The organism is Brachyspira pilosicoli (genome assembly GCF_019402445.1).
Taxonomy (GTDB): domain Bacteria; phylum Spirochaetota; class Brachyspiria; order Brachyspirales; family Brachyspiraceae; genus Brachyspira; species Brachyspira pilosicoli_B.
Map to the genome: position 1 here is coordinate 1 of NZ_SRZM01000215.1, position 15622 is coordinate 15622.

The following is a 15622-nucleotide window of genomic DNA, read 5'->3' on the forward strand; positions in this document are numbered from 1 at the left end:
GTGGGGGTGTGGGGGCTAGTCCCCACAAATAATAATACTAAAAAAATAAAAAACAATAAATTGGAGTTTAAATGATGCGAAGAAGCGGTATTAAAATTATGGCACAATTAATCGGACTAATTGCTCCGCTTATGCATGTTATGATATTAGCAATAACTACAGGAGTGTTGGGTTTCTTGTGTGCTATATCTATAACAATACTTGGCGGATATGCCATATTAACTTTTTTGGGTTTAAATAATTTCTTTACAATAAAAACAATATTCATTACTGTTTTAGTGCTTGCAGCTTTAAGAGGTTTGCTTCACTATGTTGAACAGTTAAGCAATCACTTTATAGCTTTTAAATTGCTTGCTCTTATTAGAGATAAAGTTTTTAAGGCTCTAAGAAAATTATCTCCTGCCAAACTTGAAGGAAGAGATAAAGGAAATTTAATAGCACTCATTACAAGCGATATTGAACTTCTTGAAGTGTTTTATGCTCATACAATTTCACCTATAGCTATAGGCGTATTAACTTCAATAATAATGACAATATTTATAGGAAGCTTTAATATTGTGTTGGGTGCTATTGCTTTACTTGGATATTTTACTATAGGGTTTATCATTCCTTATTTTTCATCAAAGTTTGGAAAAAATGACGGAATGGAATACAGAAATAATTTTGGTAAATTAAACAGCTATTTTCTTGATAGTTTATGGGGCATAAAAGAGATACTTCAATTTGGATACGGTGAAAAAAGAATACAAGCAATAGAAAATAAAACTGACGACTTGATGGATTTAAATAAAAAACTAAAACACTATGAAGGCATAATATCAGGACTTACCACTTCAGCAGTATCATTATTTACATTGGCTATTCTTGTTGTGAGTATATTAATATCAAAAGACAAAAATTTATCTAATATATTAATACCTACTATAGCAATGGCAAGTTCTTTCGGACCTGTGATAGCATTGAGTAATTTATCAAATAATTTATTTATGACATTGGCAAGCGGTGAGAGGGTTCTTAATTTGCTTGCAGAAACACCTATTGTAGAAGAAGTTTATGACGGAGAGAGTAATTTAGAGTTTAATGGACTTGAATGCGAGAATGTATACTTTGATTATGAAGGCGAAGAGATATTAAACGATTACAATTTAGAGATAGAGCCTAATAAGATAATAGGCATAAGCGGAAAGAGCGGAAGCGGTAAATCTACACTTTTAAAACTCTTTATGCGTTTTTGGGATATAAAAAAAGGAAGCTTAAAAATATCTGGCACTAACATAAAAGATATTAACACCAATAGTTTAAGAGATATTGAAAGCTATGTAACACAAGAAACTTCAATATTTAAAGACACCATAGAAAATAATATAAAAATAGCAGATAAAGATGCCACAAGAGAAGAAGTTATTGAAGCATGCAAAAAGGCGTCATTGCATGACTTTATAATGAGCCTTCCAAATGGATATGATACTAATGTAGGAGAACTTGGTGATACTTTATCAGGCGGAGAAAAACAACGAATTGGCATAGCTAGAAGTTTTTTACACAAAGCACCATTCATGCTTCTTGATGAGCCTACAAGCAATCTTGACAGTCTAAATGAAGCCGTTATATTAAAATCTGTAAAAGATAATAGCAAAGATAGAACTGTTGTCTTGGTTTCGCATAGAACATCTACACTTAATATAGCTGATAAAGTTTATAAAATGAAAACTGATAGAGTAAGTTAAAAATATATTATAAATTATTTATAAAAAATAAAAGAGTTCTACCAATATAGTAGAACTCTTAAAATATATAATAATTATTTATTAATTAATTTCTATTAACTTCTCAATAGTTTTTTCTAACAAATAAACTCCAACACCAGTAGCACCTTTAGTCAAATATTTATCATTAGAATCAGATATAGAAGTGCATGCTATATCCAAGTGAGCCCATTTAGTTCCTTCAGTGAAGTATGAAAGAAATTGTGCTGCGGTAATAGTACCAGCATGTCTTCCGCCAGTGTTTTTGATATCTGCAACATCCGATTTAATTTGCTCTCTATACTCATCAAACATAGGAAGCTCCCATACTCTTTCATAAGTATCATCGCCAGCATCTTTAATAGCTCTAGACAATTTATCATCTGTAGAAAGAAGTCCTGTAGCATGTCTTCCCAAAGCTATAGAACAAGCACCTGTTAATGTAGCAATGTCTATTATATAATCAGGTTTATATTTATCTATTCCATAAGCAAGAGCATCAGCAAGTATTAATCTACCCTCTGCATCAGTATTAACAACCTCAACAGTAACACCATTATACATCTTTAATATATCTCCTGGATTAATAGCACCGCTTCCTGTTTTGTTGTCTGTTAGAGGGCAAATAGCAGTAACATTAGCATCAAGGTTCATATCAGCAGCCAAAAATAAAGCCCCGCAAACTGCAGCAGCACCAGCCATATCATCTTTCATTCCAAGCATACTATCAGCAGGCTTCAAACTCATTCCGCCAGTATCAAATGTTATACCCTTACCAACTAATACTATATTTTTTTTAGCCTTAGGCTTTTTATATTGCATGCAAAGTAATCTAGGCGGATTTTTACTTCCAGCATTAACACCTAATATACCATTCATCTTTAGTGTCTTTAATTGTTTTTCATCTAATATAGTAACAGTTATTTTTTTCTTCTCAGCAATCTTTTTTGCTCTATCTATAAATGTTAAAGAGTTAATAATATTGCTAGGTTCATTAACCATATCCCTAGCCCAGCAAATATGCTCAGATATATTAGAAGCAATATTAATAGCATTTTCTGTATCTTTTTTATGGTCAGAAACAAGTAAAATATTATTAATATTGTTTTTCTCTTTAAGTCTTTTCTCTCCAAAATGATAATTAAAATTATAAGAAGCTAAAAACATTCCTAAACAAAATTGTATATAAGATTCCTCAGAACCAATTTCAGCAAATAATTCTGCCATATCAACTTCTATATCAGATATATGAAGCTGATTCATTATGCTTATTAAAGAAGCTCCTGCATTTTTCCAAGTTTCATAAATATAATTTTTCACTTCTTTGTAAGTAATATAAATTACTCTAGTATTACTAGAAAAAGCAAATGCAAATGGAGTTGATATAGTATAATATTTGTCTTTTACTAAACTGTTAAATAATTTTATATACTCATCATTAAATGTGCAAACTTTTGGTTTTTCTTTTTCAACCTTAACAAAGATTGCTACTGTATCTTTTTTTATAAAATTGCTTGTATGTTTGAGTTTCATCGATATGTCCTTTAAGAATTCTATAAGATATTTTAAATATTATATATAATGTTTATTTTATGTCAATTAATTAATTTTTAAATTAACATAATCTACAGATAAATCATTTTTAGTTTTACTTATTACTAATTTATACTTATCTCCATTATGAGTATAAATCTCTGCTAAATCATCACCATTAGAGTCTTCTATACGCTCAATTTCTAATGCTATATTATTGTTATCTAAATTTTTAAATATACTACTTAAAGCCATATCAATATTATTAGTGATATTAAGTGTAATCTGCTCTATTTTTTTATCCGAAATAAAAACATTAATTTCTGCGTTATTCTCATATACATTTATATCTTTTTTTAAAATATTATTATAAATCATATTTCTATCTATATTAAATAAATTAGATAAATCATCAAACGATGTTGTAAAAGAAAGGGAAGCCAAAGACTTTACCTCCCCATTTACACAATAGACTATATCACTATAAGAAAAAGGACGAACCATATTTTTTTTATCATACACGGCTTTATTTTTATGTATGATATTCAGTATCATTATACCAAATATTATAAAACATACTAATACTACAAACTTTACGAATCTCATTAATCTACAATAATATAATTAACAAATATTTTATTTATTTATTTTCTATAAGCGATATATCATTAACTTCTTCAACTGAAAATAATGGCATATCTCCAGCATTATAATATTCAGGCTGCACAGTAAAAGTTAAAGAACTTTTAAACTTCTGATAATTCTCAGCTTCTACTACTATATCTAAATTAACATCTATCTTTTTATTAGAATCTGTTTTTTGTGGCATAAAACAAAACATATATTTACCAGCCACATTTTTAGCAACTATAGCAGGATTAGGGAAATTTACTCCATATCCTTTTAATAAAGCATTATTACTAAACATATAAACCTTAGCACTCTCTATTCTGTCAGTATTATTAGAAGCGAATAAGTTACCCATTATACTAGGATAAGTAATATAATAACCACTTTCTTCTATAACCGGTATAGTATCTGAAGCATTACTCTCTCTTCTTTTTGTAACAACCTCGCAAGCTTGAGATATAATATTTAAAACTTCTTTATTATCTTCTATAGGGTCTTTATAGCTATATAATACCCCCCTAGCACTTGTAACATATTCTGGTTTTACTCTATTTAATGTATATGCAATAATGTCCATACGCATATTGCTATTAACTGGAATATTTTTCTTCTGTAAATATGCATCTGCCAACTTAGAAACTTTTTGTTCCATTAGGTTTACTAAATACATAACAAAACTCCTTAAACTTTATAGTACATTATACAAAATTATATATTATTTGTCAAAGTAAATATAATAAATATATGTAAAAATGAAAGGGCTAAACTAATAGTAAAGCCCTCTTAAAATAACAATATAAATTTATTTACATATTATTAAGTCTGTTCAATACTTCTATATAAGCCTCTTCTATAGAACCTAAATCTCTTCTAAATCTATCTTTATCTAATTTCTTTCCAGTAGCCTTATCCCAGAAACGGCAAGTATCAGGTGTAATTTCATCAGCCAAAAGTATTTCACCTTTTGAGTTCTTACCAAACTCTACTTTAAAATCTACCAAAGTAATGCCTATTTTGTCTAAAGCTTCTTTTAATAAATTATTTACTTTAGAAGTTACTTCGTATATATATTTTAATTCATCATAAGTAGCAAGTTTCAAAGCAACAGCATGATGGTCATTAATAAGTGGGTCACCATATTCATCATTCTTATAACATATCTCAAAAATAGTATTAGGTGGAACTGTACCCTCTTCTATACCAAGTCTTTTAGCCATAGAACCTGCTATTAAATTTCTTACTATCACTTCCAATGGAAATATTTTTACTTTCTGACAAAGTTGCTCTCTATCAGATAGCTTTTCTATAAAATGTGTCTTAACACCATTCTTCTCTAACATCTTAAAGAGTAAAGTAGTAATTTCATTATTCATAACGCCTTTATCTTTTATAGAACCTTTCTTCTCACCGTTAAAAGCAGTGGCATCATCTTTGTAATAAACTATTATTTCATCAGCATTATCAGTAGAATAAACCTTCTTTGCTTTACCTTCATAAATCATTTCTTTTTTTTCTTTGGACATATTTGTACTCCTATTTTATTAAAACGATTATTTATTATATACCCTTTTTTATTATTTTACTACTTATTTTTTGCATGAATAAAAATAAGGATATCTTATTATAAAGATATCCTTATTGTGAATATTATATTTGGAAGTTTAATTGATTAACTGATTATTAATACCGTCAATTCTTTTTGAATGTTCAGCTACTTTTTGTTCTAATTTTGCAATCCAAGGAGAAACCTCTTCACCATATTGTTCTATAAGCCAATCTTTAACGGGTTTGCTTTGTTCTACAAACATATTAAGTTCTTCTTCAGAAGGGTTATAAACAACACCACCTCTAGCTCTAAAATCATTATATGCTTGTATTTGTTGATGTTTAGGATAAGAGTTTAAATAATTTCTCATATCTTCGAAAGCATCTAATACAATTACTTGTAAATCTTCAGGCATAGAATTAAGTTTATCACTGTTTATAAACCAAAAAGCAGAAAGATAAGCATGGTTATCTAATATAATATAATGTAGAGTTTCATGAAGCTTAGCATTAACAATATCAACTATACTTAATTTTACACCATCAACAACACCAGTAGAAAGAGAAGTATATATTTCAGAATAAGGCATAGCTGTAGGAGAGCCTCCCAAAATAGTAACCAATTCCTGTTGAACTTGAGAAGGAACAGTTCTTATTTTTAATCCTTTTATATCGCTAGGAACTTTTATTTGCTTTTTAGAAGTAGTAGCAAAATCTCTCCAACCGCCACTTGCAGCAATCATCACTAATTTTAATTGAGGATATTTTTCAGCTATAGATTTTCTAGCTGCATCAACTATTTCAGGGTCAGATAATACAGCCTCAGCAACTCTGTCATTAGGGAACAAATAAGGTAAACCAAAGGCATTAGCAGGAGTCCAATATGAAGCTAAGTCATCAGTAGCCTTAAATATATCTATATTTCCAGACATTAAAGCATCAATACCCTCTTTTCCGCTTGCAGCTAATTGACCATTAGGATAAATTTTTACGCCAACTCTGCCGTTAGATTTATTTTCAACTATAGTTTTAAATAATAAAGAAGCTTGATGGTTATAACCGTCTGTATTATGGTCATGTGAAGTAACTAAAATAAATTCTGCATTCTCTGGAGCTTGCATATAATCCAAATTATCAGGTCCAGATGATGTTCTAGTTCCTCCTGATCTTGATTCTCCTAATTTAGTACAAGAACTAAAATTAATCATAGATAATATAAATATTAAAACAAATAGTTTTTTCATACCGAACTCCTTTTTTATTTAATAATTATTTATTTGTGTTTGTATTGTCCCAAGCATTTGTAAATATACCAAGTCCTTTATCTGTGAATGGGTGTAACATAGCTTCTTGATATACTGCAAGACCGCAAGTAACAGCATCAGCACCATGTTTAAAAGCATGTGCAACTTGAGAACCACTTCTTAAAGCAGCAACTAATACTTTTGTTTGAGCACCTACAGCTTTATAAGCTTTGATGATTCCTTCTATATATTCTCTAGTGTCCTCTCCAGAAGATTCTTTCCAACCTACAAATGGTGAAACAAATAAAGATTTTGCATGAGCAGCATATAAAGCCTGTGATACTGAAAATACTAATGTTAAATTAGTTCTTATTCCCATTTCTTCTAATTCATGAGCACTTTGTATTCCTGCTTCAATACAAGGCAATTTAATAACAAAGTTTTTTGAAATAGAAGCTATATCTTTAGCCATAGTAACCATCTCTTTAGCATCATTTAAATGAGGATTTACTTCTACAGAAATAGGGAAATCTTTATAATCTTTAAAACCTGTATTAGAAGCCCATTTAGCTATATCTTCTATTACTTTGTAAAATGGCTGACCGCTTGCTTGTATATGTCTTGGGTTTGTAGTAATACCATCGATTCTAAATAATTCATAAGCCTTTTTAATTTCGTCTAATTTAGCACTGTCTAAGAAAAATAACATAATTTAACTCCTTAATTTTTTATTTTTTGTTTTGTTTTTTTATTTATTTTATTTTTCTAAAGGTAAAGTTGAAGTCATACCCGAATGAGTTAAAGTAGGGAAATCATTACCTATAGTAAGTATTTCTTTAGAGCCTTCTAACATCAAAAGAGTCTCTTCAGCTTTAGTTCCTATCAAAGTTGGGTTATAAGCAATCATTTGATTTTTATAAATAGTTTCTTGCAAAGTAGGTCTTAATATCCATTCTCTAGATTCAAAACCTATAGCTCCGCCTTGATGATGATTAAAATATTCTGTTTCAACTCCTTCTTCTTTATAAGTTTTTACCATAAAGTCCCATAAAGTTTTAGAGTCTGTACCTATATTTGTTTCATTCATCAAAAGATTATTTATTTTGCAAATAGTTTCATCTCTTTTCTTTTCTTGTTCAGTTCTTTTTCTAAAATAAAGAATTCTTGATAAAGCAATAACTACTCCTTTATATCTAGGACATAAAACAGCCATAAATCTTTCATTAGCTATTTTACTTGTTGCTAAAGGGTGTCTATAAAAATTTAAATTATCATCGCTTGCTATAAGAAGTACAGGAAGCTCTATATTTTCTTTACCGAAAGCATATCTTATTTCCGCCTCTATTTGGTATTCAGTTAATCCTGGCTTTATATTTTTCATTGTCTTTTCTAATATAGAAGCAGAAGTTTTACCCAATTCTCTAGCAATAGCTATTTGGTCATCAAATAAACTATATCTAAGTTTTTTTATGTTGGCAAAATCTTCTTTAACACCATTAAAACCAAAATCACCATTAACCTTTTTTCCGCTAATAAGTTCAGCAACATTTTTTGCAGGTCCATCAACCCAAGAGTAAGATTTAACAGGTATAACTCCTTTAAAAATCTCTCTCTCTATTCTAGGTGCTTCATTGTTTGAAGTGTAGTAAAATGCATCGTTCTTATCAACATAAATATATCCCAAACCAAAATCAGTATAAAAATTCATAGAGCTTTCACATTGAGAGAACCAAGCAAATGAACTTCTTCTATTTAATATAACAGCATCTATATTGTTGCTATGAATATAATCTCTTAATCTTTGTATAGCTTCATTTACAGCCATAATATATTCTCCTTAATAAAAAATCATAAAGATTTTAAACTTCTAAATAAATCTAAATATTTTGAAGATTTTTTGATAAATACAGGAATCTTTCCTACACCGCTTTCTATAGTTATAGTTTGTCCGCCGTCATATTCTTTATCGCTCCACAAATGAACCCACTTATCATTAGGTAAATAAACTTCCCAATTATCTGTTTTTTCTTTCCATACAGGAGCAACCAAAATATCACTTCCCAACATATATTCATAATCTATAGAATAAGATTCTTTATCATTTTCATACTCAAAAAATAAAGGTCTTATAAGAGATATACCTTTCTCTTTTGCATCTTTCATAAAATTAATTCTATATTCTTTTAATGCTCTAAATATTCTCACCATCTTAGAAAGAAGAACCATTGTAGTTGGAGAATCATATAACTGTATATTATCATTAGGTCTATTAGTTTCATGAGAACGCATAGTTGAAGTGAATGCAGCAAACTCTATCCATCTATCATTCAATTCAGGAGTTCTCACATTTCCAAATAATGATGTATATCCGCCTATATCGCTATGATGATAACAGAATCCGCTTACAGCAGAAGATAAAGCAGCAGGTATTACAGTTGCTATACCATCATCTTTAGTAAAGTCAACGCTTTGGTCTCCAGCCCACAATACAGGAGCATATTGCTGAGCACGGCTTCCAGAAGCTCTCATAAATATAAATATGTCCCCTTTTTTGCCTGCCATATCCAAAGCCATATCATTAACTTTAGCCCATAATACAGGCCATTCATTATGCTTCTTCATAGCAACAGATTCAGATAATTTTACATCTATAGGTAAATACTCTCCAAAATCTGCCATCCAGCCTTCTATACCATAATCCAACATCTCTTCTACAAGTATTCTCTTAGCAAACCATTTGCATACCTCTTCCCTTGTAAAATCAGGTATTCCGCAATAGAACTCACCAAAATCAACTTCGTATATCTCGCCTTTATCGTTTTTAGCTAAATATCCCAAATCTTTAGCCTCTTTAAATAAAGCTCCATCAATAGCTAAATAACAATTTGAATAAGCTAGGAAACGTATGCCTTCTTCTTTTAACTTTCTTACATTTTCTTTAAAATCAGGATATCTCTTAGGGTCATGTGCCCAGTTCCACATAAGTCTTTGTCCAAAACTAGTCATTCTTATTCCTTCCCAGTCTTGTATCCAAACACCAGTAACACTAACACCATAAGATTTTAAATCATTCAATACTCTTTTAATTTTATCCCAACCGCCCTGTATTCCTACTACAATTCCATCATTCATCCAATCAGGAATATTAGGTTGCCTTCCAAAATATTCAGTGAAAGATTCCATTAATTTGTAGAAACTATCCTCTTTCCATAAAAGTATTTGTTCAGGTACTTCCCAAACATGTATCTCTGTAAAGTTTTCATTTCTAAAATCAAATTCACTATAAGCATAACTATCAGAAAATAAAGAATATTTTTTACTAGACATATATGAAGGCTGAGGATAATTAGTATTCCAGTAATCTCCACCTGCCATACCAGTAGAATCAGACATCCAAGTAACATATGTGTTTTTGTTTCTACCAACACCAGGCTCAGATGACCATATAGGAAATAATTTTCCACGCAAATTAAAATGACTCATCTGCTCGCCAAGTCCATACATATGTTCATCTTTATCAGATTTTATTCTTATCCAAAATCTAGTATACTCTTTTGATGCCTTTAATTTTAATGCACATTTAGTCTTTTCTTCATTGAAAGTAAGAATTAAAGAGTCATCTCCATAATAAAACTCTATACCCTTATCTGTTTCTTTGAATAATTTTAAAGGTATCTTAGAATCTTCTAAATTTGTTATTCTAAAGTTTCCTCTATACATCAATATATCTTCTCTACCGTTTCCAACAAATATAGCAGGATTATCTTTTGAATGTTCTAATATCAAAACATCATCTAAGAATATTTCTAATTTATCATTATTAATTTTTTTTGTAAGCTTAGGCATATTAAAATCCTTATTTATTAGGCATAATACTTAAAAATAATTTTTTATTATTCTTTAAGTATTATGCTTTTTGAAATTATTGATGATTATGCTTTAATCAGGCTTCAATTAGGCTTCAATCCACTCCCAACCTTTTATTTTGCATAACAATCTAAATTTCTCTATATAATCTCCATATACCATAACAACATGGTGAGCAAAACCATTGTCTAATAAAGTGTCATATACAGCCTTAACACCCTTATCAAATTTGCCTTTTGCATAAGTACCTTTAAGAAGTTTATCCATATATACAGCCTTACCTTTTTCAGCAAATATTCTAGTTTTACCTAAAGCACTGTCTATACGAACAATATTGAAATCACCTTCTTTTAATACAAATCCTGTAGTAACACCTTTTCCGCCTGCAAAATATGTATCTAAAGTAGGAGTACATTTTTTATTAGTAAGATTGCATGGAGCTACTCCGCAGTGCCATAATAAAGCAGTATCCTCTTCAAAATCAACCTGAGAGAAGTCAGCAGAATAAGGAGTTTCTATATCAAGAGCCTTACAAACTAACATGCTTAAAGCCAACATAGCATCGCCTTCACAAGCTAAAAGATATTTTTCTTTAGCTATTATAGACATAGCAGCACATGGAGCTATACCATAACTTTGAGCATATTCAGGCCAGCATCTTACTGCTAAAGCATCTATATGATTAGAATCAACAAATTTTTTGATTGATACACATAATTTTGCAACTCTCTTAATTTGTTCTTCATTAACATCATCACAGTTAAAGAAACCTTTTATCTCATCTAAATATTTTTTAGCTTCTTCATCGCTTACCTCTTGATTGTACATATCAGCTATTTGATAATATTCCAACATAGCACCTGTACTTTTGAAGCTAGTTAATTCATCAAAAGCCAAGTTAAAAAATCCTTGAGCACGTGAACCAACTAAAGCTATTTTTGCTATCTCCATTGCTTTTACCATTCTTAAAGCATCTATCCAATTAATATCTGGTAAAGGAGCAACAACGTGATGTACAAATTTTACACCTGCTTTAAAAAGGTTAGATTTATTTAAATGCACACCGCAAGCTGAGTTGTATCTTATTTTTCCGCCATCATATGGTGCCTCAGGAAGTCCCCATAAATGTACAGGTTTTTTAAGTTTTTCTTCTATAATAAGTGCTAAATGTCCAAGGTGAAAAGTTCCGCTTGTAATAATAACACCATCTACCAATTCTGAAGATAATTTATCAGCAGCTTTTTTTGCCTCTTCTACTTCAATTACAGGCTCATCAATGATAACCCAATCAACGTTTTCTATTTTTTTTAATTCTGATTCTTTGCTTTTAAACTCTTTCCAAGCACTTTCATAGTCAAAAGTTTTTCTTAAAAGACATACTAAACCAATTTTTACTTTACCTTTCATTTTTATAATCCTCCATTTTTAAAAAGTTATTATTTATTAGACATATCTTTTACAGCTTTATATGTAGCTGAAAAATCTTCTTTTCCTAAATTCATTTCCATAGCATGGTCATATACTTTCTTTGTGTTTTCCATACCATTTAATTTAAGATTAGATTCTTTAGCTAATCTATCAGCTATATAAACATCTTTATGCATATTTTCTACAGAGAAAGCAGTATCATATTTATTCTCAGCTATATTTTTATACTTGCTTGATAAATAGAAATTCTGTCCTCCGCCATAAGATATAGCAACCTCAAATGTAGCAGGGTCTATTCCAAATTTGCTAGCTAATAAAATGTTTTCGTTTACACCATTTTGTATTTGAGCTACCAAATTATTGTGGCATGCTTTCATTACAAGACCAGCTCCATTGCCTCCCAAATGAATAACATTATTACCCATGCGTAAAAGCAAATCTTTTATTTTTTCAAAAGTAGCTTTATCTCCGCCAACATATATTCCTAAAGTTCCCTCTATAGCAGCAGCCTTAGATTTTACTAAAGGACAATCAAGCATAATAGCCCCTGTTTTTGATACCTCTTTTGATACATCTATAGAAACTTGAGGGTCTATTGTAGACATATCAACCCATATCTTTCCAGATTTCAAAGCAGGCATTATCTCTTTTGATAAAGATAAAACATGTTCGCTTTTTGGTATTATAGAAAATATAACATCAGTCTTCTCTACAACCTCTTTTGATGATGAAGCCCAAGTTGCTCCTAATGATTCAAACTCTGACTTTTTACCGTCAAATAAATCATAAACAAATACTTTATCATCTTTACCTTTTTTTATTATATTTTTACACATTGGGTCACCCATTATACCCAAGCCTATGAAACCTATATTCATAATTCTCTCCTTAAATTTTTATATATTTTTTATTTTATTAATTGACTAACTTGATTAAATATTGTAATTCCTCCAGCAACTATAAGAACTATATTCAATATATATTCAAAAGTTGTTTTAGAAATTTTATCTGCTAATTTGTTTCCATAAACTATTGCCGCTATCAAAAAAGGAATATTAATAAGTGTATACTTTATTACTTCAGGAGTATAAGCACCTGTTAATATACTTTGTATAAAAGTTGCAAAGTTTAGTATTATCCATAAAAGAGATAAAGTAGCTCTAAACTCCTGTTTGTCTGTAAGCATTATACTAGCGTAAATTACTATTAAAGGACCTCCTGATACAAAAGCACCCTGTATAATACCGCCGGCAAATAACAATAAATATCCAACCAATTTAGGTATATTATTTATTTCTAATCCTCTTAATTTTGCTATTCCAAGTCCACCTGCAAATATCATAAGAACACCTAATATCATTATTAATTGTTGCTGCGGAAGTTTACTATATAATAGATATCCAAAAGGAAGCCCTAATGCTGATATTCCGATTATTATTAAACAAGTTTTTAAATTCAAATGCTTGAATGTTTTTAAAAGTACGTATCCTGGCTGTATTAAACCCATAACTAAAAGCACAGATTTTGCTGCAGATATACCTATTAATGATATTACAAAAGGCATAGCAATTATGGTACATCCAAAACCAGTTAAAGCACTTATAAAATGAGTGGAAGCAATAATTAATATTAAAACTATGTAGCTTATCATAAATATTTTCCAAATCTATTTTTTATCAATATTCTCTCAAATTACATTCCAAGCAAATAAGGTAAACCCATTACTAAGTCAGGGAAGAATGATATTAAGAATATAACTATTATCTCTGACAATATAAAAGGCCAAGCCTCTTTTACTATATCTTCCAATGGCACTTTAGATATATCTGATGACATAAATAATACCAATCCCATAGGAGGAGTAACCAAACCTATAGTAACGTTAATACTCATAACAACCCCAAAATGTATAGGGTCTATGCCCATAGATATTAGAGAAGGAGCAAATATTGGAGCAAATATCAATATAGCAGGTCCAGCATCTAAGAACATACCTATTACAAAAAGCATCATATTAACAATAAAGAATGCTAAATAAGGATTATCTCCCAAAGAAAATATTATTTTACTTGCAAACATTGATATAGGTGATAGAGAAGCTACAACAGCAAACCCAGTAGCAAAAGCAACCATCAAAAGTATTGAAGATGATGATATAGCAGCATCTCTAAATAATGGAAATAATGCTTTTAATGGTATAGATCTATATACTAATAAAGCTATTATTAAACCATAAGCCACAGCTACAGATGCAGATTCTGTAGGAGTAAATATACCACCATATATACCACCTAATATTATTACAGGTGTAAGTAATGCTAAAAATGAATGTTTTGTTTGTATAACTCTCTCTTTAAATGTTGCCTTAGGTCTTCTAAAATTAAAACCTTTCTTTGAACATAATATATAATTCACTATCATCAAAGATACACAAAATAAAAGTCCAGGTATTATAGAAGCAATAAACATAGCACCCACTGAAACATTCATTGTAAATGCATATATAATCATAATTCCAGAAGGCGGTATTATAGGACCTAAAACAGTTGCAGCAGCAGTAACAGCAGCAGCATATTTTTTTGTAAATCCATTTTTATACATTTCAGGTATTAACATGTTTCCTATAGCAGATGTTGCAGCTACAGCAGAACCAGTCAATGCTGAAAATAATGTTGCAGATAATATAACAACGTGACCTAAACTTCCTTTAACATGCCCTACCATAACTTGAGAAAAACCTATTATCTTTTCTGTGATTCTTCCTTTACCCATAACAGCACCAGCTAATATAAAGAAAGGCAAAGCAAGCAATGTAAAACTCTCAAGCGATATATTAATTCTATTGAACATAGAAGATACCATATTTATTTGTCCTGCCATCATAACCTCTATTAAAGGAGCAGCAGCTAAGGCAAATAAAACAGGAAGACCTAATATCATTAAAGCTAAAAATATAATAAAAAACATTATACTCATTTGAAAACTCCTAAATTAAACCAACAGTGTAGATTAATTAACATTAGTATTATTATTATCTTCATCTGAAGAGGCAAATGGATCTTGCAAAAATAAATTGGCATAATCAACATTAAATAAATAACATAAAGATACTATCAATTTCTGCAATGATACTGTTATAGTAAAAAATAGAGATATTGGCATTACAACTCTCACTACTGCCAAACTTATAGGAAGCAAATTCGCATTAATACTCATTCCCTGTTGGAAAGAAGTTATTGAAAAAGGAAAATATACAACTGCTATAAATACAATAAAACAAATATATACTATATCAAATATATATTTTATCTTTGTGTTTTTAAATCTTCCATATACTAATTCCATTACTACGTTTTTATCAGCATAAACCAAATAAGGTAAACAAAGATATGACATCCATACCATCAAATAAACAGCAAACTCCTCAACCCATCTTAAAGGCGACTTCAAAAAATATCTCAATACAACTTGAACAACAACAGATATAGTCATTATTATTAATGTAACAGTAGCAATATTAACAAAAAATTTACATATAAACTTATGAATATTATCAATAAATAGAATAATAGTTTTCATATAAGCCCCTTAATATAAAATATTTTAATTAATATCTACATAATGTAAAAC

Annotated in this window: 14 protein-coding genes; 1 reads left to right on the forward strand and 13 read right to left on the reverse strand. The window is 29.7% G+C overall.

What is annotated here, in order from left to right:
• Positions 1–74: 74 nt before the first annotated feature.
• A complete protein-coding gene (locus E6A48_RS07455; RefSeq protein ID WP_219709403.1) occupies positions 75–1727 on the forward strand; it encodes an amino acid ABC transporter ATP-binding/permease protein in 1653 nt (550 codons plus the stop codon).
• A gap of 81 nt (positions 1728–1808) precedes the next feature.
• Here E6A48_RS07455 and E6A48_RS07460 read toward each other — a convergent pair whose 3' ends face one another.
• The 13 genes from E6A48_RS07460 to E6A48_RS07520 form a co-directional block, all read right to left on the reverse strand.
• Positions 1809–3278 (reverse strand): leucyl aminopeptidase family protein, encoded by a 1470-nt coding sequence (locus E6A48_RS07460; protein WP_219709394.1) that lies wholly within the window; start codon positions 3276–3278, stop codon positions 1809–1811.
• A gap of 66 nt (positions 3279–3344) precedes the next feature.
• Positions 3345–3884 carry a hypothetical protein gene (locus E6A48_RS07465; RefSeq protein WP_157148692.1) on the reverse strand — a complete coding sequence of 180 codons (540 nt, stop codon included), beginning with the start codon at positions 3882–3884 and terminating at the stop codon, positions 3345–3347.
• A 34-nt stretch (positions 3885–3918) separates the two neighbouring features.
• The gene (locus E6A48_RS07470; RefSeq protein WP_014933993.1) at positions 3919–4578 is read right to left on the reverse strand and encodes a late competence development ComFB family protein; all 660 of its coding nucleotides are present in this window, start codon (positions 4576–4578) and stop codon (positions 3919–3921) included.
• A gap of 136 nt (positions 4579–4714) precedes the next feature.
• Positions 4715–5431, reverse strand: coding sequence for a phosphoribosylaminoimidazolesuccinocarboxamide synthase (gene purC, locus E6A48_RS07475; RefSeq protein ID WP_157148693.1), 717 nt, complete (start codon positions 5429–5431; stop codon positions 4715–4717).
• A 138-nt stretch (positions 5432–5569) separates the two neighbouring features.
• The gene (locus tag E6A48_RS07480; protein ID WP_219709395.1) at positions 5570–6697 is read right to left on the reverse strand and encodes a TRAP transporter substrate-binding protein; all 1128 of its coding nucleotides are present in this window, start codon (positions 6695–6697) and stop codon (positions 5570–5572) included.
• 25 nt (positions 6698–6722) lie between these two features.
• Positions 6723–7406, reverse strand: a complete 684-nt coding sequence (locus E6A48_RS07485) for a transaldolase family protein (RefSeq protein ID WP_014933995.1) — start codon at positions 7404–7406, stop codon at positions 6723–6725.
• A gap of 48 nt (positions 7407–7454) precedes the next feature.
• Positions 7455–8522, reverse strand: a complete 1068-nt coding sequence (locus tag E6A48_RS07490) for a M24 family metallopeptidase (RefSeq protein ID WP_219709396.1) — start codon at positions 8520–8522, stop codon at positions 7455–7457.
• 23 nt (positions 8523–8545) lie between these two features.
• Positions 8546–10543 carry an alpha-glucosidase gene (locus E6A48_RS07495; protein ID WP_219709397.1) on the reverse strand — a complete coding sequence of 666 codons (1998 nt, stop codon included), beginning with the start codon at positions 10541–10543 and terminating at the stop codon, positions 8546–8548.
• Between the two features lie 108 nt (positions 10544–10651).
• A complete protein-coding gene (locus E6A48_RS07500) occupies positions 10652–11971 on the reverse strand; it encodes an L-fucose/L-arabinose isomerase family protein (RefSeq protein ID WP_219709398.1) in 1320 nt (439 codons plus the stop codon).
• A 29-nt stretch (positions 11972–12000) separates the two neighbouring features.
• The gene (locus E6A48_RS07505; RefSeq protein WP_219709399.1) at positions 12001–12870 is read right to left on the reverse strand and encodes an NAD(P)-dependent oxidoreductase; all 870 of its coding nucleotides are present in this window, start codon (positions 12868–12870) and stop codon (positions 12001–12003) included.
• Between the two features lie 29 nt (positions 12871–12899).
• Entirely contained in the window at positions 12900–13643 is a 744-nt protein-coding gene (locus E6A48_RS07510; protein ID WP_219709400.1) for a sulfite exporter TauE/SafE family protein, read from the reverse strand.
• Positions 13644–13684: 41 nt separating this feature from the next.
• Positions 13685–14968: a TRAP transporter large permease gene (locus tag E6A48_RS07515; protein ID WP_219709401.1), complete on the reverse strand. Its 1284-nt coding sequence runs from the start codon at positions 14966–14968 to the stop codon at positions 13685–13687.
• 33 nt (positions 14969–15001) lie between these two features.
• Complete coding sequence (locus tag E6A48_RS07520) at positions 15002–15571, reverse strand: TRAP transporter small permease (RefSeq protein WP_219709402.1); 570 nt, start codon at positions 15569–15571, stop codon at positions 15002–15004.
• Positions 15572–15622: the final 51 nt, after the last annotated feature.